General features: G+C 68.8%; 18 protein-coding genes. 12 read left to right on the top strand and 6 right to left on the bottom strand.

Annotated elements, in window-relative coordinates; translation table 11 throughout:
- Window positions 1-4 precede the first annotated feature (4 nt).
- The 5 genes from ACQPXM_RS29485 (at window position 5) to ACQPXM_RS29465 (ending at window position 4,948) form a co-directional block, all read left to right on the top strand.
- A complete protein-coding gene (locus ACQPXM_RS29485) occupies window positions 5-436 on the top strand; it encodes a DUF2550 domain-containing protein (RefSeq protein ID WP_432939459.1) in 432 nt (143 codons plus the stop codon).
- Between the two features lie 72 nt (window positions 437-508).
- Window positions 509-1,627 (top strand): HIRAN domain-containing protein, encoded by a 1,119-nt coding sequence (locus ACQPXM_RS29480; RefSeq protein WP_432939457.1) that lies wholly within the window; start codon window positions 509-511, stop codon window positions 1,625-1,627.
- A gap of 36 nt (window positions 1,628-1,663) precedes the next feature.
- Window positions 1,664-3,322: a signal peptide peptidase SppA gene (sppA, locus tag ACQPXM_RS29475; protein WP_432939455.1), complete on the top strand. Its 1,659-nt coding sequence runs from the start codon at window positions 1,664-1,666 to the stop codon at window positions 3,320-3,322.
- The gene (locus ACQPXM_RS29470; protein ID WP_432939453.1) at window positions 3,319-3,702 is read left to right on the top strand and encodes a DUF4440 domain-containing protein; all 384 of its coding nucleotides are present in this window, start codon (window positions 3,319-3,321) and stop codon (window positions 3,700-3,702) included. The genes sppA and ACQPXM_RS29470 overlap by 4 nt, the downstream gene beginning before the upstream one ends.
- Before the next feature lie 61 nt (window positions 3,703-3,763).
- Window positions 3,764-4,948: a serine hydrolase domain-containing protein gene (locus ACQPXM_RS29465; RefSeq protein ID WP_432939451.1), complete on the top strand. Its 1,185-nt coding sequence runs from the start codon at window positions 3,764-3,766 to the stop codon at window positions 4,946-4,948.
- Here ACQPXM_RS29465 and ACQPXM_RS29460 read toward each other — a convergent pair.
- The gene (locus ACQPXM_RS29460) at window positions 4,920-5,675 is read right to left on the bottom strand and encodes a phytanoyl-CoA dioxygenase family protein (protein ID WP_432939449.1); all 756 of its coding nucleotides are present in this window, start codon (window positions 5,673-5,675) and stop codon (window positions 4,920-4,922) included. The two genes, ACQPXM_RS29465 and ACQPXM_RS29460, sit on opposite strands and share 29 nt — an antisense overlap.
- A gap of 70 nt (window positions 5,676-5,745) precedes the next feature.
- Between ACQPXM_RS29460 and ACQPXM_RS29455 the strand changes: the two genes are divergently transcribed.
- The 5 genes from ACQPXM_RS29455 to ACQPXM_RS29435 all read left to right on the top strand — a co-directional run bounded on the left by ACQPXM_RS29455 (window position 5,746) and on the right by ACQPXM_RS29435 (window position 13,196).
- Entirely contained in the window at window positions 5,746-6,594 is an 849-nt protein-coding gene (locus tag ACQPXM_RS29455; protein ID WP_432939448.1) for an AraC family transcriptional regulator, read from the top strand.
- Window positions 6,595-6,894: 300 nt separating this feature from the next.
- On the top strand, window positions 6,895-11,877 hold the full coding sequence (locus ACQPXM_RS29450; protein ID WP_432939446.1) for a DUF6531 domain-containing protein: 4,983 nt from the start codon (window positions 6,895-6,897) through the stop codon (window positions 11,875-11,877).
- Complete coding sequence (locus ACQPXM_RS29445) at window positions 11,874-12,254, top strand: hypothetical protein (protein WP_432939444.1); 381 nt, start codon at window positions 11,874-11,876, stop codon at window positions 12,252-12,254. The genes ACQPXM_RS29450 and ACQPXM_RS29445 overlap by 4 nt, the downstream gene beginning before the upstream one ends.
- 244 nt (window positions 12,255-12,498) lie before the next feature.
- Window positions 12,499-12,714: a helix-turn-helix domain-containing protein gene (locus ACQPXM_RS29440; RefSeq protein ID WP_432951113.1), complete on the top strand. Its 216-nt coding sequence runs from the start codon at window positions 12,499-12,501 to the stop codon at window positions 12,712-12,714.
- Window positions 12,711-13,196 (top strand): hypothetical protein, encoded by a 486-nt coding sequence (locus ACQPXM_RS29435; protein WP_432939442.1) that lies wholly within the window; start codon window positions 12,711-12,713, stop codon window positions 13,194-13,196. The genes ACQPXM_RS29440 and ACQPXM_RS29435 overlap by 4 nt, the downstream gene beginning before the upstream one ends.
- Before the next feature lie 103 nt (window positions 13,197-13,299).
- On the opposite strand, the gene ACQPXM_RS29430 is transcribed toward ACQPXM_RS29435, so the two are convergent.
- From ACQPXM_RS29430 to ACQPXM_RS29420, 3 genes are all read right to left on the bottom strand, one after another.
- The gene (locus ACQPXM_RS29430; protein ID WP_432939440.1) at window positions 13,300-14,913 is read right to left on the bottom strand and encodes an amidase; all 1,614 of its coding nucleotides are present in this window, start codon (window positions 14,911-14,913) and stop codon (window positions 13,300-13,302) included.
- Window positions 14,914-15,047: 134 nt separating this feature from the next.
- Window positions 15,048-15,347: a hypothetical protein gene (locus ACQPXM_RS29425; RefSeq protein ID WP_432939438.1), complete on the bottom strand. Its 300-nt coding sequence runs from the start codon at window positions 15,345-15,347 to the stop codon at window positions 15,048-15,050.
- A 181-nt stretch (window positions 15,348-15,528) separates the two neighbouring features.
- Complete coding sequence (locus ACQPXM_RS29420) at window positions 15,529-16,116, bottom strand: cob(I)yrinic acid a,c-diamide adenosyltransferase (protein WP_432939436.1); 588 nt, start codon at window positions 16,114-16,116, stop codon at window positions 15,529-15,531.
- A gap of 51 nt (window positions 16,117-16,167) precedes the next feature.
- On the opposite strand from ACQPXM_RS29420, the gene murA reads away from it, so the two are divergent.
- Both murA and ACQPXM_RS29410 read left to right on the top strand, forming a co-directional pair.
- Complete coding sequence (murA, locus tag ACQPXM_RS29415) at window positions 16,168-17,454, top strand: UDP-N-acetylglucosamine 1-carboxyvinyltransferase (RefSeq protein WP_432939434.1); 1,287 nt, start codon at window positions 16,168-16,170, stop codon at window positions 17,452-17,454.
- A gap of 29 nt (window positions 17,455-17,483) precedes the next feature.
- Window positions 17,484-18,668 carry a trans-2-enoyl-CoA reductase family protein gene (locus tag ACQPXM_RS29410; protein ID WP_432939432.1) on the top strand — a complete coding sequence of 395 codons (1,185 nt, stop codon included), beginning with the start codon at window positions 17,484-17,486 and terminating at the stop codon, window positions 18,666-18,668.
- Window positions 18,669-18,683: 15 nt separating this feature from the next.
- Here ACQPXM_RS29410 and ACQPXM_RS29405 read toward each other — a convergent pair whose 3' ends face one another.
- Together ACQPXM_RS29405 and ACQPXM_RS29400 are read right to left on the bottom strand one after the other, a co-directional pair.
- Window positions 18,684-21,188 (bottom strand): DEAD/DEAH box helicase, encoded by a 2,505-nt coding sequence (locus ACQPXM_RS29405; protein WP_432939429.1) that lies wholly within the window; start codon window positions 21,186-21,188, stop codon window positions 18,684-18,686.
- Between the two features lie 37 nt (window positions 21,189-21,225).
- Window positions 21,226-22,083, bottom strand: coding sequence for an ATP-grasp domain-containing protein (locus ACQPXM_RS29400; protein WP_432939426.1), 858 nt, complete (start codon window positions 22,081-22,083; stop codon window positions 21,226-21,228).
- Between the last annotated feature and the right edge of the window lie 20 nt (window positions 22,084-22,103).

The raw sequence follows: 22,103 nt of genomic DNA, 5'->3' as shown, positions 1-22,103 counted from the left end.
GCATATGAGGACAGTCCTCGATGTGGTCGGGGTCTGTTTCCTTGCTGCCGTCCTGCTGGTCGTGCTTTTCGCGTGCCGCCGTCGCTGGTTGTCCAGGGACGGCGGCACGTTCGATTGCAGCCTGCAACTCGCCGAAAAGGACCACGGCCGCGGCTGGGCGCTGGGCCTGGCCCGCTACGTCGGCGACGACCTCCAGTGGTTCCGCGTCTTCAGCCTGGCCTGGTGGCCCAAGCTCGTGGTCAACCGCCGCCAGCTCCAAGGCGTCACCACCCGCCGCCCGGTCGGCAACGAACCCTTGGTCACCTACGCCGGCCACGTCATCGTCGACGCCGCGCTACGCGACCGGACCGTCCACTTCGCGATGACCGAAGAAGCCCTCACCGGCGTCCTCGCCTGGATGGAGTCCGCCCCACCCAGCAGTCAGACCTACCACTAGGTCGTGCCCGGGCACTGACAGCGCGACCCTCAGTCACTAGGATCACCTGCTGTGACCTGAGGGGGGCACTGGATGAAGTACCGCGTGGGCAAGCATTTCTCGTCCGGAGCAGGCGTCGAGCTGGTTCCGTTCGAACTCTGGGGCAGTCGGGACTGGTGCAACCAGGAAGTGGCGGGTGAGAGCTTCCACCTGGCGCCGCTGCAGCGACTGTTCGGCCGGGCGACGGCGAAGCACCGGGAGGTGCAGACGATCGCGACCTTGGTGCCTGAGCCGGACAACAAACACGATCCCACGGCCGTCGCCGTACGGGTTGATGGCGAGACTGTTGGCTATCTGCCGCGGGACGTCGCGGGCGGGTACGGGCCTTGTCTGGCCGAGCTAGCTGCTCGGGGACACGTGGCGCAGGTGGCCTGCCGGGTGTGGGGTGGAACGATCACCGACTACGACACGAATCGTGCCGGACGGCTGGTGGAGAAGGAGCGGTTCACCGCGAGTGTGACGATCGCGTTGGCTGAGCCGCATCTGTGTACGCCGGTGAACCGGCGGCCCGAGCAGCCGCACGTGATGTTGCCGGACGGCGGCGCGATCCAGATCAGCGGTGAGGACCAGTGCATGCCGGCGATCGAGCCGTTGCTGCGGGTCGAAGGTGAGGGGTCGGTCTACGCGACTCTGCATGAGGTCGCTGCTTCAGGGGGTCGTGCCGCCAAGGACGTGGTCGAGGTGCGCCTGGACGGGCAGCGGGTGGGGCAGTTGACGCCGAAGATGAGTGGGGAACTGTTGCCTGCGATTCGGCATCTTGCCGAGTTGGGGCTGGTGACCGGAGCGAAGGCGCGGCTCAAGGGGAACCGCTTGAAGGCCGAGGTCACCTTGTACTGCGCGCGGGCGCACGAGCTGCCGGCGGATTGGCCGCAGGGGGTTCTTGGCGACGCGGGAGCGATCGGCGTACGGCATGAGGACGATGTGTCCGTGGTCGAGCCGCCGGTCGCGGTCGCGCCTGAGCCGTTCGTGCCGCTGTCGCAGCCGGCGTACGTCGTGCATGCGCCTGTGCCGCCTAAGCCCACGCGGATCCGGTTCGCGCCGGCGCCTGGATGGCCGGCTCCTCCGGACGGGTGGGAGCCGCCGGTGGGATGGCAGCCTGATCCGCAGTGGCCCGCGGCGCCGGTGGGTTGGCAGTTCTGGGTGCTCGCTTAGCCGCCTGAGCTTGAGCAAGGCGTCTAGGGTCGGTGTATGACGGGCATCTTGCTGGAACTGGATCTGACGCGGGGTGTGGTGGAGACGCCGCCCGGGTCGCCGTTGGCGGCGTTTCGGGCTCGGCATCTGCCGACGGTGCGGGAGCTGGTCTCCGGGCTGCGCAAGGCGGCCGAGGACGAGCACGTGGTGGGGCTGGTCGCGCACGTGGGCGGGCCTCCGCTGTCGCTGGCTCAGGTGCAGGAGCTGCGCACGGCGGTTGTCGGCTTCCGGGCGTCGGGCAAGCGGGCCGTGGCGTGGACCGAGTCGTTCGGTGAGGTCGGCGGCGGGACCGTGCCGTACTACCTGGCGACCGCCTTCGACGAGGTGTGGGTGCAACCGTCCGGCGAGCTCGGGATCACCGGGGTGTCGGTGCTGGCGACGTTCGTCCGGGGTGCGCTGGACAAGGCGGGCGTGATCCCGCAGTTCGGGAAGCGCCGGGAGTACAAGACGGCCGTCGACACCTTCACCGAGAAGGAGATGACCGGCCCGGCCCGCGAGATGGCCGCGCGGCTGGCGGAGTCGGCGTACGAGCAGATCGTCGCGGGGATCGCCGAGGGGCGCGAGCTGAGCGTCGAGCAGGTCCGCGCGCTGGTGGACCGGGCGCCGCTGGGCGCCGAGGCGGGGCGTGAGGCCGGGCTGGTGGATCGGCTCGGGTACCGGTCCGACGTGTACGACGAGCTCGAGAAGCGGTACGGCGAGACGACCGCGCTGCTCGTCGAGCGGTATCACCGGCGTGGCCCGCGGACCGTGCACGAAGCGCTCGACCAGCTTCCGTGGCCGCCGAAGCCGGCCGTCGCTGTGATCCGGATCAGCGGCGCGATCACCGTCGGCCGCAACTCCGGCGGCGGGCCGCTCGGCGGTCCCCGGACCGGTTCGGACACGATCACCGCCGCCCTGCGCGCGGTCGCCGCCGACGAGAAGGTCAAGGCCGTCGTCCTGCGGATCGACAGCCCCGGCGGCTCGTATGTCGCCTCCGACGCGATCCGGCACGAGGTGCTCCGGCTGCGCTCGACCGGCAAACCGGTGATCGCGTCGATGAGCAGCGTCGCCGCGTCCGGCGGGTACTTCGTCGCGATGCCGGCCGACGTGATCGTCGCGCAGCCCGGCACGATCACCGGCTCGATCGGCGTCCTGTCCGGCAAGGGCGTCGTCCGCGACGCGCTCGGCCGGATCGGCATCACCCAGCAGGCCGTGTCGGAGGGTGAGAACGCCCGGATGTACTCGGCCCAGGAGGAGTTCTCGCCGGCTCAGTGGGAGCGGCTGGAGGAGACCCTCGACCGGATCTACGCCGACTTCGTCGCGAAGGCCGCCGGCGACCGCAAGCTGCCGGTCGACGAGCTGGAGTCGCTGGCCCGTGGCCGGGTCTGGACCGGCGCCGACGCCCACGGCCGCGGCCTGGTCGACGAGCTCGGCGGCTTCGAGCACGCGCTTCAGCTCGCCTGTTCGCGGGCCGGGGTCGACCGTGACGAGGTCGCGATCGTCACCTCGCCGAGTCGCTCGTTCCTCGACCGGCTCCGCCCGCCGACCTCGACCGAGGACCTGGCGGTCAGGGCCCAGCCGCTCACCGTCGACGGCCTCGCCACCTCCCTGTACGCCGCGCTCGGCCTGCCGGCGACCGGCGTACTGTCGATGCCGCTGAACTGGAGGGTGGGTTGACCGACAGCGGGACCCTCAAGGCCCTGCGCCGGCGGGAGCCGCTCTTCCACCGGCGCGATGTGGTCAGCTCGGCCGCCGACGCGGACCGGGAGATGGCGGCCGACTACTGGGAGACCGGTGCGTCGGGCCGCCGTTACTCACGGGACTTCATCCTGGCCACGCTGACCGAACGCTTCGCCGGGAGCCCTTCCGCGGACGCGGGGGAGTCGTGGACGGTGACGGACTTCGCCGTCCGCGAGATCGCCGACCGGACGTATCTGGTCACGTACGTGCTGAACGAGCAGCCCCGGCTGACCGCCCGCGTCAGCATCTGGCAGGGCTCGGAGGTGGACGGCTGGAAGGTCCTCTACCACCAGGGCACGGTGATCAGCCCGGAGTGATCCGGACGCCGGGGTTGAGGGTCTTCTGGACCTGGGGCGCCGTCGGGGCGACGATCGGACGATGGGGACGCTGCGCAGGACCCTGACGTCGGCCGTGTGCCTCGCGACGCTGACGTTGACCTGCTGCTCCGGCCCGAGCCAGGACGAGCCTGCGCCGACGATCGCTACGACGACACCTCCCGCCGAGCGCGCACCCGAACCGGCGACTCGCGCGCTGAGCCCGGCCGACGCGAAGAAGCTGCAGGACGTGCTCGACAAGGTCGTCAGCCGGTACGCCGACATCCCGGACGCGGAGGTCGCCGCTCGAGGGCTCACGGCCGCGATCGTCTCCGACCAGTGGAGCTGGTCGGGTGCCGCCGGGACGGACGCGCACGGGACCAAGCTGACCCCGGTGACGAGTCTGGGGATCGCCAGTGTCACGAAGACGTTCGTCGCGGCGGAGGTCCTGCTGCTCGCGCGGGCGGGCCGGATCGCCCTGGACGCGCCGCTGGCGCAGTACGTGCCGCACAAGCTGACGGCGAACAACGCGACCGTGCGGCAACACCTCGGCATGACGTCCGGCGTACCGGACTACAGGCCCGGAGACTACGCGACGCTGAACGCCGCGCTCGCCGCGGCGCCCGGCCGGCACTGGACCGCCGAGCAGGCGTTGTCGTACGTCTCCATACCGGTCGGTTCGCCCGGGAGCTACGACTACAGCAACCCGAGCTACGTGCTGCTGGGCATGCTGATCGAGAAGGTCACCGGGCAACCGCTCGCGGCCGTGCTGCGGCGTGATCTGGCCCGGCCGGCCGGACTGCCGCGGGCCGCGTTCCAGGACGGCGAGAAGCCGCGGCCGCCGGTCGCCCGGACCCGGAACCCGATCTGCGGAGCGGCCTTCGACGGGTTCCTGCCCTGCCGTGCGATCGCCAGTGCGGAGGCAGCCAACGCCGGCGCCACCGCCGACGCGCCGACCGTCGCCCGCTGGGGTTATCAGCTGTACGGCGGTCGCGTGCTGCCTGCCGACCTGGTCTCGGCGATGACGACGGGAGACGGCGACTACGGGCTCGGCACCCGGCGCTTCTCGCTGCGGTTCGGCAACTCGCCGGCGTACGGGCACGACGGCAACTTCCCGGACCACTGCAGCATCGTGGTCGCGATCCCCGCGCTGCGGGTGGCGATCGCCGTACTGGTGGCCAACGGCGGCAAGAATGCCGGCGCCATCGCGGCCGATCTGGTCACCGCTGCTCGGCCCCTGCTCGGCTGACCCGAGGGAAGGAATCGCCTTCCAGCTTGGTCCCGGGGCTGAGCTTCAACGGGTCGGTGACCGCGTGGGGTGCGCCGGTGTAGGTGGTGGCTTCGTCCATGTAGATGACGACGTGGGCGAAGCGGGCCTGGTCGGTGGTGTTGGGGAGCGCCATGTGACCGGTGTAGCCGCTGTGGAAGGTGCAGTCACCGGCTCTCAACGGGACCGTGACGCGCGGCGACCAGCGGAGGTCGGGCGCTCGGGTGAACAGGTCCTCCTCGTTGCTGAGGTCCTGCGGCTCGAGGTCGGTGACGGTCTGGGTCCCGGGCAGGAAGGTCATGCAGCCGCGCTCAGGCGGTACGTCGACCAGCGCGATCCAGGCCGACAGCGGAAGCCGGTCGTTGGCGTGCGGCCAGTACGGGCGGTCCTGGTGGAAATGCGTGGCCGCGTTGCTGTTCGGTTCTTTGACGAGCATCTGGTCGTGCCAGATGCGCAGGGGGAAGCCGGCGAGCTGTTCGGCGGTGTCCGCGATCTTCGGGTGCAGGGTCAGCTCCTTGAGCACGTCGTCCTGCTGCCAGACATTGACGAGCTGGCTGAAGATCGCGTCCTGCTGGAGGCGGTCGGCCCGATGCTCTTCGAGGTACGCGGCGGCGCGGTCGCGGTAGCGCTCGACCTCTTCGGGCGTGAGCACGCCGGGCACTCGGACGAATCCGTTCTCACGGTAGGCGGTGACGATGTCTGCTGTCATGCCTCTACCGTCGCCGCTGCTGCCCTTCACGGGCCAGGACGGTCCGGACCAGTAGTCGTACGATCTTGACATGCCCGAGACGCTGCACGAGGCGAGTCTGTTCCAGGGCGGTCCCGTGTGGGGAGGTCTCCATCGGCTGACCTCCGGCGTCGCGGCCCACGCCCACGACTTCCTGGAAATCGCCGTCATCGGCCCCGGCACCGGCCGCCACCACACCAGCCAGGGCGATCACCCCGTACGCCGTGGGCAGGTGCTGGTGTTACGCCCCGGCGCGTGGCATGCCTTCACTCGCTGCCGAAATCTGGTCGTCGCCAACTGCTGCATCTCGGCCCGGGGCCTGCGCACCGAACTCTCAGCCCTGCAACAGATCCCGATGCTCCGGGACCTGCTCTGGACCACGCCCGTCAGCGGTCTCCACGGCGTAGCCACCACTGAGGTTGACACCGACGCCGCCGACGCCGCGATCACCCAGATCGCGGACCTGACCACCGCCCGCACCGGCAACGGCCAGCTCCTGGGCCGCCTCGTCACAATCCTCGGCATCCTCGCCGACGGCCGCCCCACCCGCCCCGCCGCACCCCCCATCCACCCCGCGGTTGCCACCACCATCACCCGCTTCGAGTCCGACCTGGCCACCGACTGGCGCCTCGCCGACCTGGCCGCCGAGGTCAACCTCGACGCGGCGTACCTGAGCCGCCTCTTCACCCGCCACACCGGCCTCAGCCCCCTCAGTTACCTGGCCCGCCTGAGAGCCGAACAGGCCGCGGTCCTCCTCACCGAATCCCGCCTCCCCGCAGCCCGAGTAGGCGCCGCTGTCGGCTGGTCCGACCCGACGTACTTCGCCCGCCGCTTCCGCACCCTCGTCGGCCTGACCCCCACCGAGTACCGCGAACGCACCCGCCGGACGAGCACGAAGTAAACAACCGAGAAACCGCGCCTGTTTTTCTCGCGCAATCTGGTCGTCAAGCCCGCAATTGCAGCTTTTGACATTCTCGGGCCATCACCGGCGAGGCGGATCATTCCGCAGAATGTTCCGGACAGCCGTCCGTGTCGTGTGGGGGATCAAATGTCGTTCGTACGTCGTGCCGTTTTGCTGCTCATCGGAATCAGCCTGTTGTTCTCAGGTCTGGCGGCCCCCGCAATCGGTGCCGGCAATGATCAACCGACACCGACACCGACCCCGAGTGCGCGGCCCTCCGCGCCACAGTCGTCGGGCAAGGTGCCCGATGCGGTCCCGACCGGGAAGGGGACGAGCTACGACTACCGCTTCGCAGGCGTCGCGGGAGACCGGCAGGCGGCAGTCCAGGTCACGCCCGCCATCGCTGAGCGCGGCGTGGCCCAGGGCGAGGTGATCCTCGACAAGACGCTGACGATCAACCAGAACGCGACGGAGACCCTGGCGATCTCACGGTCCGCCACGGGCTACGGCGCTGTTCGGGTCGACGACGTCCTGACGGTAGAGGTGACCCATGCGGACGGTTCCAAGATCAGCAAGACGCTGGACTTCAGCGACGGTTGCGTCGGCTGGGTGACGCCGGCAGGCCCCTTGCATCTGTCCGGAGTGCTCGAGCCCGGGGACAACACCGTCCGGTTCGTCCTGCGTGACGGCTGCGGCGCATTCGCCAGTGCCGATCCGATGTACGTCGTACCGGTGACGACGAAGGTCTCCGACCTGGCGACCCTGGGCTCAGGGTGCGATCTGTGCTCCAAGAACCCGACCGTGTCCCGCGGATACCCCGTCAACACGGCAACCGGAAACGAGACCAAGTCGGTCACCGACCTGCAGTTGGCCGGTCCTGGGACGGCGTTCGTCCTGCTCCGCAGCTACAACTCCGCGAGCGATCACGTGGGTGTTCTCGGGAGAGGGTGGAACCACGCCTACGAAGGCCGCCTCGAGATCGCCGGCGGCGGAGCGTCGGTCGTGTACGTCGGAATCGACGGACAACAGGCGGGGTACACCCGGGCAACGGACGGCACGTACGTGAAGGGAACCGGCGTCGAGGCCGACCTGGTCAAGCTCGCCGATGGAAGGTTCGAGGTCCGGCAACCGAACCACAGCGTCGCACGCTTCAGCTCCACAGGGCAGCTCGAGGCTCTGCTCGACAACTCCGGAGTCGGTCTTCAACTCGCTCACTCCGGTGGAGTGCTGTCGACGGTCACAGACGCGGCCGGCCGTGTTGTTCGGTTCACGCACGACGCCGAAGGACGGCTGCAGAAGGTCGAACTCCCCGACGGGCGATTCGTTCAGTACACCTACACGGCCGGCCTGTTGACCGGCGTCCGCGACGTACGGGGCGGAAATACGACGTACGCCTACGACGCCGGCGGCCGCCTCAACAAGGTCACCGATCCGCTCGGGCACAGTGTCGCAAACGAGTACGACTCGGAAGGGCGGGTCGTCAAGCAGACCGACCCGAGGGGGAAGATCACGCAGTACGTCTACGACCCGTTGCTGGGGACGACCACGATCCGCCCTGATGGCGGGCGATGGACGGACCACTACCTCGGCAACGTCCTGGTCGGCACGTCCGATGCTCAGGGCGGTCACACCTCGTACGGGTACGACGCCAAGCTCAATCTGACCTCGACGACGGACCCTCGCGGCAACACGACGACGATGACGTATGACGCCCGCGGCAACATGCTGACGCGAACGGCTCCGGCTCCGGTGTCGGCGGTGGAGAAGTGGACGTACGACTCCGCCGACAACGTGCTCACCTACACCGACGGCCGGGGCAACGTGACGACGAACACGTACGACACTGCCAACCGGCTGACGAAATTGGTCGCACCTGACCAGGGAACGAAGAACTTCACCTACACGGCAACCGGTCAGTTGAAGACGAGAAGCACCGGGCGTGGATACATCTGGACGAGTCAGTACGACGCGGACGGCAACCTGACCTCGGAGGCGTCGCCGGCTGGACTCACCACCACGATGACGTACGACGGCAGCGGACGGCTTCTGACGAGAACGGACCCGCGGGGGAGCGCCGGGGGTGCCCAGGCCGAACCGTTCACGACGAAGTTCACGTACGAACCGGGCGACAAGATCGCGACCACGACGGCTCCTGACGGAACAGTCGCGAGCAACTCGTACGACGCCGTCGGGAACCTCACCGCACTGCAGGTCGCCAACGCAAGCGGGACGGTGCTGAAAAGCGAGACCTACACCTACGACGCGGAGAACCGCCCGCTCCAGACCAAGAACCGTGACCGGATCGTCGAGACCCTCACGTACGACGCGGCCGGCAACAAGGAGTCGTCCACCGACGCGACCGGCGCCAAGACCACGTACAAGTACGACCGGGTCGGCCGTATGACGGCGATGACGACGCCGCGCGGCAACGTCGCGGGTGCGACAGAGTCGTTGTACAAGTGGGAATACCGGTACGACGCCAACGGCAACCGGGAGTACGAGTACCAGCCGGCGCCGAACGGCGGGTACACACAGTTCACCTACGACGTGCTCAACCGCGTCACTCGCAAGAGAACGCCACTCGGCAATACGACCGACTACACCTACGACGGCAACGGAAACGCACTGACCTCGGTCGACGATGCGGGCAAGGTCACGACCTACACCTACGACGGCGCGAACCGCGTGCTCAGCGAAGCACTGCCCGGACTGCAGGCAACGCGCCACACCTACGACCCCGATGGCGCGCGACTCAGCACGACATCGCCGAGCGGTGGCTCCGTGACCCGCTGGACCTACGACGGCGACGGACGTCAGCTCACCCAGGTCAGTCCGCGGGGCAACGTGTCGGGTGGCACGCCGGCCGACTACACCACCACCTTCGGGTATGACGCGGCCGGCAACCAGACGACGGTGAAGGACCAGCTCGGACGGATCACGACCAGCACCTTCGACGGCCGGAACAATCGGCTGAGCGAGCGAAACCCCCGTGGGTTCACGACGTCCTACCAGTACGACGGGCTCCAGCGTCTGACGACCGTGACGTCGGCGGCGAACGCGGCAACGACGTACACCTACGACGCCTACGGCGATCTGATCGAACGCAAGACCGCCAAGGACGCGGTGACGAAGTACGGGTACAACGCCCGAGGCGATCTGGTGTCGACGGTCGACCCGCTCGACCGGAAGCAGACCTACGGCTACGACGAAGACGGCAACGTCGTCGAGATCGTCAAGGCTCGGGGGTACGCGACAGGTGATCTCGCCGCGTGGACCATCAAGCAGTCGTACAACGGTCGTGGGCTGCGAACCGCCGTCAGCACGGCATCCGCGGCGTCGAGCTCGACTTTCACCTACGACAACGACGACCGGCTGACGTCGTACAAGGATGCGACCGGGACAACGACCCAGACCTGGAACGGACTGAACCAGCTCGCCGGTGTCACCCAGCCGCAAGGCAACTACGTCTACACCTACACCGACTTCGGAGCCGTGAAATCGCGGCTCTACCCGGGCGGAGGTCAAGCCGACTACACGTTCGACGCCGACGGCCGGATCTCCTCGATGACCGCGCTGGCGCAGACCACCAACTTCGCGTACGACGCGGACGACAACCTGACCAAGGTCACCTACCCGACCTCGAGCGGTTACTCAGAAACCCGAAACTACGACCGCACCGGTGACATCTCAGCGGTGATCAACCAGAAGTCGGGTGTCTCGACACCGCTCAGCCGGTACGACTACGTTCGCGATGCGGCGCGCAACCCGGCCGTTATCAAGCGGACGCGGGGAACTACGGTCTACAACGAGACCCTGCAGTACGACCAGGTGAACAGGCTGGCCAACTATTGCCTCGAGGCCACAACCTGCGCCGCGGCAACGAAGAAGATCACCTACGCGTACGACGAGGTCGGCAACCGGACGTCTGAGACCCGCGTCGGCGTCACCGGCCCGGGAACGATCACCAGCGCTTACGACGCAGCTGACCAGATGGTCTCCCGGACGAACCAGTCCGGCGGGACGACAAACCTCACCTACAACGCCGACGGTCTGCTCCAGGATTCCCGCGAGTGGGACGTCCTCGGTCGCCTGACGAAGATGAGCGGCACCACGTTCACCTACGACGCGCTGGACCTCCGCCGTACTGCGACTACCACTGCCGGTACCAAGCGGATGTCGTGGGACGTCAACAACGAGTTGCCGATGCTCAACATCATCACGCAGCCCGACAACAGCTACTGGCGGTACCGCTACACGCCGGACGGCATGCCGATGTCGGTCGAGCACCCCGGCAAGTCCTACCCGAGCTCGATCATGATGCACGACGCGATGGGTTCGGTCGTCGACGTTGCCGACGGCAACGGCGGTGCCCGCTGGCGCCACGCCTACGAGCCGTTCGGCGTCCGCACGGAGGCGACGAAGCTCCAAACCGTTGCCGAGGTCCCCGAGTTCGCTTACACCGGCGCTCACCTCGAGTCCACCACAGGCGAGTACCACCTCCGCGCCCGCGACTACAACCTCTGGGGCATGTTCACGGCGCCGGATCCCCTGCGGCCGGCGATCACCGACCCCTACGTCTCCGCGTACGTCTACGCCGACCAGCGCCCGACCTTCTACACCGACCCCAGCGGGCTGTCCCCGAAGTTCCTCGACGACTTCATCGACGCCCTCGGAAAGGGCGAGACCTACAAGAATTTCGGCGTCGGCGTCGTGGGCGGCGCCTTCCAGATGTCGGAGCAGCTTCCGGGGCAGCAGCAACTCAACATGCTGTACTCCCAGATCGGTCTCGATGCGTCGACGCTGTTCTACGGCGCCACAGACCGATTGGTCGGCGTCAACGGCACAGAAACCAGCACACAGGTCGGCGAGTTCTTCACCCCGGTCCCGGCGGGTGTCGGGATCAAAGCATGTCGGGCCGCAGCCAAAGCCGGACCGGCCGTCAGACTGTTCAGCTCGAGCGACAGCCATGTCTCCGACATAGCCAACCTGATCGAGAGGAACTTGCCTGGCCGGATCCTCGATGTGAACGTCAACGTGAAGATGTCCAATGGCCTGAGCCGCGAAGTCGACATCGATATGGGCAAGTTCGTCGTAGAGGTCAAGGGAGGTAGTGCTCGAGGTCTGACGGGACAGCTGCAGAAAATTCGCTCTTCAACCGGGAAGATGGCGATAGGCTACGCTCCGGACATACCGGAGGGTGCCATTCGAAATGCAGCGCGGCAGGGCTTGATTATCGTGCGGACACCTGAGGAACTGCTGAAGGCCATTCGGGAGTTGGAATGAAGGGTGTGTTTTTCGTTTCCCGGACGTCGACTCTCTACGCGCAGATCGAGGATGTTCTCCTACGAGCCGGTGCGGTGGCCGGAACGGACGACGTGGTGCAGATTCGGGATGACCGGGGACGGTTGTTCACGGTGTACGGGCGACTGGACGCGGCCTTCGAGCAGGATCTGTTCGAACCGCCGGTGGCTGTGCACGGAGTCGATCCACCGGATCCTCGGAGCGCATCTGCTTGCTGGGTCGAGTGCCGCTGGCCAGACCTCTTGGTCTCGTGGGTTCAACGCCTGGCGACTGAGATCGGATCGCCGCTGTGGGTGCTGGATGGTGATGGAGTGTTCTGGTCCGACGAGCAGCTCGACGCCGAGGCGGTACGGCTCTGACTGCTCGGTATCTCGCCGGAACGGCGAGGCTCAGAAGCCCGACCGTTGAGGGTTGGTCGGGCTGAGCGGCCGAGGTGAGTGCCTGGTGTGAAGGGGGCTACCGGTTCTCGCGGTCTCCGCCCGGGACCCAAAGGACGTCGCCGCCTGAGGACAAGTTGGCTACCCGTCCGAGGATGAAGAGCAGGTACGCCCCGGCGCGTGGCATGCCTTCACCCGCCACACCGGCCTCAGCCCCCTCAACTACCTGGCCCGCCTGAGAGCCGAACAAGCCGCCGCGCTGCTGGCCGAGTCGGCCCTGCCCACCTCGCGAGTCGGAGCAGCCGTCGGCTGGCCAGACCCCACGTACTTCGCCCGCCGCTTCCGCACCCTCGTCGGGCTCACTCCCAGCCAGTACCGTGAACGCGCAACGTGCAACGGATCCAGTGGCCTTGAGCAGAACAGGTGGGAGATCCCACGGTGAGAAGCGACCGGCTCGAAGCCTGGATGAAGCAGAGCTTGGAGCGGCTCTCGCACGAGTTGGTGGTTGACGGGCATCTCGACGAGATCGACTCGGAGTGGGACAACGAGCCGCGAACTGTTCCGATCGCGGTCGACATGTTCAGGACCGCAGCGGGTCTTCTCCCGGTGAACTGGTGCGGCAGGCTTTCGCTGGTCGTCCCGCTCGGACTCACCCCTGCGCTTCAGGTTCGGCCACCTGACCTGAGCGAGGTGCGGTTGAAGCCGGACGAACCTCCGGCGCTCTACCTGTTCGACCCGCGCTTCTTCGTGACTCCGGGCAATGACCGGGAGGAATACCGGTGCCCGTACGACGAGGACGCGTGGGGGATGCGCGACCTCCCGGCCGTGATCGAGTTCGTCTCGTCCCGAGCACGGGAGGACCGCATGAACGGCTGGGACTTCACCAATGACCTCTGGTTTCACCGGATCGGTCAGGCCCAGTGATGACGTGTGGGCGAAGAGGTCGTCTCGGGAATCGCCACTGACGATTTCTCTTGGCTATCGCCTGTCGAACTCGCCGCCCCGCCGCGGCAGGGCGGCGGGTTCACTACTGCATCAACTCGGGGACCTGCTCAGCGCTGATCCGGCCCCGATCGGCCCCGCTCCGGAGCGCATCGCGGCGGTCCGGCGTGCGCAGTACCGCGCCGGCAGTCGGCGCCGGATCGGCGGGGCGGCGGTGGTGCCAGTCGGTCACGGCCTGGTACGCCGCCGCGACGGCCAGCAGGCGGTCCTCGCCGAACGGCTTGCCGCCGAGGATCGTGCCGATCGGGACTCCCGCCGTGGTGAAGCCGATCGGCAGGGCCAACTCCGGCAGGCCGATCGCGTCGAACGGGTTCGGGCTGGTCTGCACGACCACGTCGCACTGCTCGAACAGGTCGTCCAGCACGCGCTGCAGCAGGACGACCTTGGCGCGCTGGCCGATCAGGTACTCGTTCGCGCCGAGCATCGCGCCCTGCAGCCAGCCCATCACCGACACCCCGAAGCCCCGCAGGTCGGACCGCAGCATCGGCAGGAACGGCTCGCTGCGCTCCGGCAGCCGAACGTTGTTGAACGCCGAGTTCGTCAGCACGTCCCACTCGTCCGGCAGCGTCACGTCGACGATCTGCAGCCCCTCGATCCCGGCCAACGTGTCCAGCGCCGTACGCCGGGCCGCCGCGGCCTCCGACGTACCGCTGGTGTAGCCGGGGATCACGCCGATGCGGGTGCGCCAGCGCATCCGGACCTTGCGGGAGCGGACGACCGGGGTCGCCGCGGTGATCAGGTCGGGGACCGGCGGCAGGCCCTGGGTCCGCGGGTCGGCCGGGTCCTCGCCGGCCATCGCGGTGAGCATGATCGCCGCGTCCATCGCATCCCTGGCCAGCGGGCCCGGGTGATCGCGGGTGTAGCTGAGCGGCACGATCCCGTACAGCGACACCCGGCCCATCGTCGGCTTCAGGCCGGTCAGGTTCTGCGCGTTCGACGGTGCGGTGATCGAGCCACCGGTCTGGGTCCCGACACTCGACGTCGCCAGCCGGGCCGCGACCGCGGTGGCCGAACCGGACGACGAACCGCCCGGCTCGGTCCGCGGGTCCGCCGGGGTCCACGCGTTGACGGTGGTGATCCGGCCGTCGGGCGTGGTCGCGCGGGTGGTCGCGAGCGGTCCCATCTGGGTCTTGCCGAGCACGATCCCGCCGGCCGCGGTGAGCCGGCGTACGGCGGTGGCGTCGAACGGGGGCTCGAACTTCTGGAACAGGTACGAGTTCGCCGTCGTCGGGATGCCGCGGGTGTAGTAGTTGTCCTTGATCGCGAGCGGAATGCCGTGCAGCGCGCCCCCGCGGGTCCGGCCGAGCGCGCGGGCCCGGGCCAGCGCCTCGTCGGCGAGGACCAGGTTGAACGCCTGGTAGACGTCGTCGTACGCGGAGATCCGGTCGAGGTACGCCGCCAGCAACTGCTCGGGCGTGAGCCGGCCCTTGCGGATCAGCGTCGCGGCCTCGGCGATGGTCAACTCGCTGACGTCGGTGATCGCCTCCGGACGAGCGGGGACGTCGACGAGCGCCGGGGTGGTGCTCGACGAAGGGCCGGCATGGGCGACGGCGGGGAGCGCGACGCTGCCGACCGCGGTGGCGGCGGCGAGCGCGCTGGCGCGGTACAGGAACGACCGCCGATCGACCCGGGCGTCCATCGGCCCGGCATCCGGTGACGTGGTGGCGGTCAGCTCGCCGGCTCTGGACCCGCGCGCGCTCGCCCGGCGTGCTGGGGATCCGGGCGCGCTCACCTCGCGTGCTGGGGATCCGGGGGTGCTCGCCCCGCGGGTGCTCATGCGTCCTGCCGGCGGCTGTCGATGGACGGGTACAGGGCCGGGACCCCGACCTGCTGGGCGAGGGCCGGCAGGTCCTCGGCAGGGCCGGTGGTGGCGAACTGGTACGCGGCGAGCGGCAGGATCGTCGTCCGGACGAAGCTGCGCAGCCCGGCCAGGGCGGTGTCCCGGCCGGGACTGCCGGTCTCGGGATCGGCGGCCGTCCCGGCGGGCAGTTGGTCGAGATCGATACCGAGGACGGCGAGCCGGGCCCGGATCATCACGTCCAGCTCGGCGTCGGTGGGTTGACTGAGGCTCACAAGAGGCTCCTCGCGGTGCGTGGCGGAAGTCGCGAACTCCGACTCGGCCTCTTTGTGTCACGTCATTTATGCCCGCACGTTTCGCCGATGTCGCCACCGAGTTACGGCACGGCACGTCGTCGCCCGACCCCGCTGCGTCACGACCACCTGGTCAGCGAGGGAGGTTCAAGAAACGGTCGTGCTACTGCTTGTCGCGGTCTCCGCCCGGGACCCACAGGACGTCGCCGCCCGAGCTGAGGTTGGCGACTCGGCCGAGGATGAAGAGCAGGTCCGAGAGGCGGTTGAGGTAGGTGAGGGCGAGCAGGTTGACCGACGGGCCGTGGGCCTCGACCGCTGCCCAGCCGGCTCGTTCGGCGCGGCGGACGACCGTGCGGGCGACGTTCAGGTACGCCGCGCCGGGGGTGCCGCCGGGGAGGATGAAGCTGCGGAGTTTGGTGAGGCGGCTGTTGTACTCGTCGCACCAGCCCTCCAGGCGGTCGACGTAGTCCTGGGTGATACGCAGCGGCGGGTACTCGGGGTCGGGCTGGACCGGGTTGCACAGGTCGGCGCCGACGTCGAACAGGTCGTTCTGGATCCGGGTCAGCAGGACCACGATCGCCGAGTTCAGGTGGCCGGCCGCGATCGCGACCCCGATCGTGGAGTTGGCCTCGTCCACTTCGCCGTACGCCGCCAGCCGCGGGTCGGTCTTCGTCGTCGTGCTCATGTCGCCCAGGCGGGTCTCGCCGGCGTCCCCGGTCCTGGTGTAGATCCGCGTCAAGTTCACAGCCATGACCAGGCACTCTACGCAAAGCCGGACAGACGAGGACGCTACAGTCGGCGGGTGGAACGGTTTCGGATCTCGGGTGAGGCACGGCTCGACGGGTCGGTCGAGGTGGCAGGCGCGAAGAACAGCGTGCTGAAGTTGATGGCGGCGGCGCTGCTGGCCGAGGGGACGACGACGCTGCGGCAGGTGCCGGGCATTCTCGACGTCACCTTCATGGCCCAGTTGCTGGACACGCTGGGCTGCTCGGTCAAGGTGGACGGTGACGCCGGTACGGCGACGATCGCGGTGCCCGGCGAGATCGGGCACCAGTGCGACTACGAGCTGGTGCGCAAGCTGCGGGCCTCGATCTCGGTGCTCGGACCGCTGCTGGGCCGGTGCGGTCAGGCCGAGGTGGCGCTGCCCGGCGGCGACAACATCGGCTCCCGCGGGCTGAACATGCACGTGGCGGGGCTGGAGTCGATGGGCGCGAAGGTGCACATCGAGCACGGCTTCGTGATCGCCGAGGCGCCGCAGGGACTGCACGGCGCGGAGGTCTGGCTGGACTTCCCGAGCGTCGGCGCGACCGAGACGATCATGATGGCGGCCGTGCTGGCCAAGGGCACGACGGTGATCGAGAACGCGGCCCGCGAGCCGGAGATCCAGGACATCGCCGAGATGCTGGTCGAGATGGGCGCGCAGATCGAGGGCGCCGGGTCGCCGCGGATCGAGGTGACCGGGGTCGACGGGCTGCTCCAGCCGGTCGACCACACCGTCGTACCGGACCGGATCGTCACCGGGAGCTGGGCGTTCGCGGCGGCGATCACCAAGGGCGACGTGACGATCACCAACGGGCACGCCGAGCACCTCGAGCTGCCGTTGGACAAGCTGCACAAGGCGGGCGCGGAGATCACCGTGCTCGACCAGGGTTTCCGGGTCCGGATGCCGGATCGGCCGAAGTCGGTCGACGTGGTGACGCTGCCGTACCCGGGCTTCCCGACGGATCTGCAGGCCTTCTGCATCGCGATGAACGCGGTCAGCGAGGGTTCGGCGATGGTGACCGAGAACCTGTTCGAGGGCCGGTTCACGTTCGCGCAGGAGCTGACCCGGCTCGGAGCGCAGGTGCAGACCGACGGGCATCACGCGGTGATCCGTGGGGTGCCGAGGCTGTCCGGGGCGCCGGTCGTCGCGAGTGACATCCGGGCGGGCGCCGCGCTGGTGATCGCCGGACTGGCCGCCGAGGGGGAGACGCTGGTCTCCGCCGCGCACCACGTGCACCGGGGCTACACGGACTTCGCCGGGAACCTCCGGCGGTTGGGTGCGGACGTCACCGTCGAGCCGGACGACGCCGAGCTGTACTGGAACTAGCTGCTGCGAGGTCGGTTAGGGTCGGGCGCATGACTGAGCGCCTGATCAAGCCTGTCGGCCGTGGGTTCCTGTTCCTCGACTCGCACCCGGCGGGATGTGAGCGGCTCGTGCAGGACCTGACCGCCCAGGTCGAGGCCCGTACGGCGGACCAGAACCCGGTCGCCCTGGTGATCGGGTCGAGCTCCGGCTACGGCCTGGCGGCGACGATCGCCGGCCTGGCGCGCTACGGCATCAACGGCGTCGGAGTCAGCTTCGAGAAGGCGGCGACGGCCCGGCGCACTGCCTCGGCCGGCTGGTACCGGACGGCGGCCACAGCCCAGTACGCCGAGCAGAACGGCCGGAAGTTCCACTTCCTCAACGCCGACGCTTTCGCCGACACGACCAAAGACGACGTGCTGGACCTGGTCGAGCGCGAGTTCGGCGGCGTCGACTACCTGGTCTACAGCGTCGCCGCCCCGCGTCGCGTGGACCCGCGCACCGGTACGACGTACCAGTCGGCGTTGAAGACGATCGGTGCGCCGTACACGACCAAGAGCATCGCCTTCGAGGACGGCAACCCGGTGCTGACCGAGGCGAGCCTCGACGTCGCCACCGACGACGAGATCGCCGAAACCGTCCAGGTGATGGGCGGCGAGGACTGGACCCGCTGGGTCGACGCGCTGACCGAGCGGAAGCTGGTGAACGACGGCTTCAGCACGGTCGCGCTCACCTACATCGGCAGCGAGCTGACCGGCCCGATCTACCGGCAGGGCTCGATCGGCGCGGCCAAGGCGCACCTGGAGCAGACGGCGAAGACCCTGTCCGAGCGTGACGGCGTCCGCGCCTTCACCTCGGTCAACGGCGCCGCGGTGACGCAGGCCAGCTCGGCGATCCCCGGCATCGGCCTGTACGTGAGCCTGCTGCACAAGGTGCTCGGCGAGAAGATGCAGACGCCGATCCAGCAGTCGATCGCGCTGTGGGACCAGCTCACCGGCGAGACCGCCCCCGACCTGGACGAGGACGGCCGCCTGCGCCTCGACCGCTGGGAACTCGACCCGGCTGTCCAGGACGCGGTCAAGCAGCAGTGGGACGCCGTCACCCAGGACAACATCGCGACCGTCGCCGACGCCGCCTGGTTCCACTCCGAGGTACGCCGCCTCTACGGCTTCGACGTGGACGGCGTCGACTACGACCAGCCGACCGAGGTCGACGTGGAGTGGCCCGCAAAGGCCTGAACCACAGGGCCTGAACTACAGCGGCTTGAACGACACGATCTCGAGGACCAATTCGCCGGCCTCGTCCGACGCACCCAGGTCGACGGTCGCAGTGATGCGCCAGTCGTGGTTGCCCTCGGGGTCGTCGATGATCTGCTGGACCTCCCAGTAGCCCGGGTGTTCCTCGACCAGGAACAGCGCCGGACCCCGCGCGGCCGGGCCGGTGCCGACCACGTCGTGCTCCGCGTAGTACGCCGTACCGGCCTCGGCCCAGCGGCCCGCGTCCCAGCCGGACTCGTTGTCCAGCTGGCCCAGCTCGGCCCAGCGGTGCAGCGCGACCAGCTCGACGCGGCGGAACATCGCGTTGCGGACCAATACCCGGAAAGCCCTGCTGTTCAAGGTGATCCGGCGCGGGCCGAGCGGAACCGGCGGCGCCTCGACCTCGAGCGTGGTCGGGTTGGTCAGCTCCTCCCACTCGTCGAGCAGGCTGGAGTCGGTCTGCCGGACGACCTCGCCGAGCCACTCGATCAGGTCGGTGAGGTCCTCGTTGACCTTGTCCGGCGGCACGGTCTGGCGCAGCGCCTTGTACGCGTCGCTGAGGTAGCGCAGCACGATGCCCTCGGAGCGCGCGAGCCCGTAGTACTGGACGAACTCGCCGAAGGTCATCGCCCGCTCGAACATGTCCCGGACGACGGACTTCGGCGACAGCCCGGCCTCGGCGATCCACGGATGCGTCTGCCGGTAGATCTCCAAAGTTGCCCCGAGCAACTCTTCGAGCGGCTTGGGCCAGCTGAGCTCGTCGAGCAGCTCCATCCGCTCCTCGTACTCGATGCCGTCGGCCTTCATCGACTGCACGGCCTCGCCCTTGGCGTGGTGCAGCTGGGCCATCAGTACGGCGCGCGGGTCCTCCAGCGTCGCCTCGACGACCGAGACGACGTCCAACGCGTACAAGGGATCCTCGGGATCGAGCAGGTCCAGCGCCGCCAGCGCGAACGTGGACAGCGGCTGGTTCAGCGAGAAGTCCTTTTGCAGATCGACGGTCAGCCGCAGCGTCCGGCCGAACTCGTCGGGCTCGTCCAGCCGCTCGACCACCCCGGCGGTGAGCAGCGTGCGGTAGATCTGGATCGCGCGCCGGATCAGCCGGACCTGCGCCTTGGCGTCCTCGTGGTTGTCGCGCAGCAGGTGCCGCATGCTCGCGAACGCGTCGCCGTCGCGGGCGATCACGTTCAGCAGCATCGCGTGGCTGACCCGCATCTTCGACTGCAGCGGCTCGGGTTCGGCCGCGACCAGCCGGTCGAAGGTGTCCTCGCCCCAGGTGACAAAACCCTCCGGCGGCTTCTTGCGCTGCACCCGGCGCTGCTTCTTCGGGTCGTCGCCGGCCTTCGCGAGCGCCTTGACGTTCTCCACCACGTGGTCGGGCGCCTGGACGACGACCGTGCCCGAGGTGTCGTAGCCGGCCCGGCCCGCGCGCCCGGCGATCTGGTGGAACTCGCGGGCCTTGAGGATGCGCTGCCGGCGGCCGTCGTACTTGCTCAGCGCGGTCAGTACGACGGTGCGGATCGGCACGTTGATGCCGACGCCCAGCGTGTCGGTCCCGCAGATCACCTTCAGCAGCCCGGCCTGGGCCAACTGCTCGACCAGCCGACGGTACTTCGGCAGCATGCCGGCGTGGTGGACGCCGATGCCGTGCATGACCAGTCGCTGCAGGGTCCGGCCGAATCCGGAGCTGAACCGGAAGTGCCCGATCAGCTCCTTGATCTTGTCCTTCTCCTCCTTCGTGCAGACGTTGATGCTGGTCAGCGCCTGCGCGCGTTCCAGCGCCGAGGCCTGGGTGAAGTGCACGACGTACACCGGGGACTGGTGCGTGACCAGCAACTCCTGGAGCGTCTCGTGCAGGGGAGTGGTGACGTACTTGTAGACCAGCGGGACCGGCCGTTCGGCTGACGAGACGATCGCGGTCGGCCGGCCCGTACGACGGCTCAGGTCGACCTTGAACCGCTCGACGTCGCCGAGCGTGGCCGACATCAGGATGAACTGCGCGTTCGGCAGCTCGAGCAACGGGACCTGCCAGGCCCAGCCGCGGTCGGGCTCGGAGTAGAAGTGGAACTCGTCCATCACCACCTGGCCGACGTCGGCGACCGCGCCCTCGCGCAGCGCGACGTTGGCCAGTACCTCGGCGGTGCAGCAGATGATCGGGGCGCCGGCGTTGACCGAGGCGTCGCCGGTCAGCATGCCGACCTTGTCGGCGCCGAAGACGTCGCAGAGCGCGAAGAACTTCTCCGAGACCAGCGCCTTGATCGGGGCGGTGTAGAAGGTGCGCTTGCCGTTCGCGAGGGCGGCGAAGTGCGAACCGGTGGCGACCAGGCTCTTGCCCGAGCCGGTCGGGGTGGACAGGATCACGTTCGACCCGGTCATCACCTCGATCAGCGCTTCCTCCTGCGCCGGGTACAACGAGATGCCCTGCGTGCCGACCCAGGTGGCGAAGGCGTCGTACAGGGCATCGGGGTCGGTGGAGTCCGGCAGCTTCTCGGTCAGCGTCATCGAGAACCATTGTCCCGCATCGCCGGAGGCCTCGGTCTCACCGCCCGGGCTGGAACAGCGCGGAGACGAGCTCGGCCGGGTCCGCGGTGGCCGGCCAGTCGCTGACCTGGCCGTCGCCGAGCTCCACGACCCGCCAGGCCCCGTCCGTTCGCCGGATGACGTCAACGGTGACGAACGGCAGCGCGAGCTCCGCGACGAGCGGCTCGATCTCGATCAGGTCGAGTCCGGTGGGCAGCTCGTCGGGCGTGTCCGGATGCGGCGTCGTGAGGACGCAGCGACCGCCGATCCACCAGGTCCGGGCCTCGGCCCCGGTGAACTCCTCGAACCGCCGTACGACGAACCCGCCGGTGAACGCGTCGTCGCGCAGTTCCAGGAAGCGGGCGCCGATCCGCTCGACCGCCGCGTCGTCGAGGACGTCGGGCAGGTAGCACGCCTCGGACCAGTGGTGCTTCATCGACTTCACGTGATCCCGCAGTACTCCCGCGCCGGCGCCGAGCCCACGAGCCGCCTTCACGAGATCGACCAGGTCGGAACCCTCGGTCCACACCGACTCCGGTGTCACGGAGCGCAGGGCGTCGTACCAGCCGGGCAACTCATGAGCCGTCCGGTACTCCTCGGCGGAGGTCCGCAAGTGGACGCCCCGCGCCTCCAGCGCCTCCGCGAGCGCCGCGTACTGCGCGGAGGACAGCATCCAGCCGCGGTAGACGGCATCCTCACTCGCGGGCACCCCGGCCACCGCCGCCGCGGCCTCGCCGTTGTCCTGCGTGGCGCGGACCAGGGCGTCGTGATCGACTCGGTTCACCGGCACCCCGGCGGCTCGCGCGGCGGCGGCCTGCGCGGCGAAATGTGGATCGTCGCGGCGCGGATTCAGCGGATCCCCCGGTACCAGCAGCATGCACTGCATTCTCCCGACCC

The organism is Kribbella sp. CA-253562, from assembly GCF_050942265.1.
In the GTDB taxonomy this organism is placed as follows: domain Bacteria; phylum Actinomycetota; class Actinomycetes; order Propionibacteriales; family Kribbellaceae; genus Kribbella.
Note: the sequence above shows the minus strand (reverse complement) of the source record. Positions and strands in the feature narration are given on the sequence as shown.

Bases quoted from the DNA above. Each gene is read 5' to 3' on its own strand.
- ACQPXM_RS29420 (WP_432939436.1), bottom strand. From the start codon at position 16,116: ATGGCTGTGAACTTGACGCGGATCTACACCAGGACCGGGGACGCCGGC.
- ACQPXM_RS29455 (WP_432939448.1), top strand. From the start codon at position 5,746: ATGCCCGAGACGCTGCACGAGGCGAGTCTGTTCCAGGGCGGTCCCGTG.
- ACQPXM_RS29430 (WP_432939440.1), bottom strand. From the start codon at position 14,913: ATGGACGCCCGGGTCGATCGGCGGTCGTTCCTGTACCGCGCCAGCGCG.
- ACQPXM_RS29480 (WP_432939457.1), top strand. From the start codon at position 509: ATGAAGTACCGCGTGGGCAAGCATTTCTCGTCCGGAGCAGGCGTCGAG.
- sppA (WP_432939455.1), top strand. From the start codon at position 1,664: ATGACGGGCATCTTGCTGGAACTGGATCTGACGCGGGGTGTGGTGGAG.
- ACQPXM_RS29485 (WP_432939459.1), top strand. From the start codon at position 5: ATGAGGACAGTCCTCGATGTGGTCGGGGTCTGTTTCCTTGCTGCCGTC.
- ACQPXM_RS29445 (WP_432939444.1), top strand. From the start codon at position 11,874: ATGAAGGGTGTGTTTTTCGTTTCCCGGACGTCGACTCTCTACGCGCAG.
- ACQPXM_RS29410 (WP_432939432.1), top strand. From the start codon at position 17,484: ATGACTGAGCGCCTGATCAAGCCTGTCGGCCGTGGGTTCCTGTTCCTC.
- ACQPXM_RS29405 (WP_432939429.1), bottom strand. From the start codon at position 21,188: ATGACGCTGACCGAGAAGCTGCCGGACTCCACCGACCCCGATGCCCTG.
- ACQPXM_RS29460 (WP_432939449.1), bottom strand. From the start codon at position 5,675: ATGACAGCAGACATCGTCACCGCCTACCGTGAGAACGGATTCGTCCGA.
- ACQPXM_RS29400 (WP_432939426.1), bottom strand. From the start codon at position 22,083: ATGCTGCTGGTACCGGGGGATCCGCTGAATCCGCGCCGCGACGATCCA.
- ACQPXM_RS29465 (WP_432939451.1), top strand. From the start codon at position 3,764: ATGGGGACGCTGCGCAGGACCCTGACGTCGGCCGTGTGCCTCGCGACG.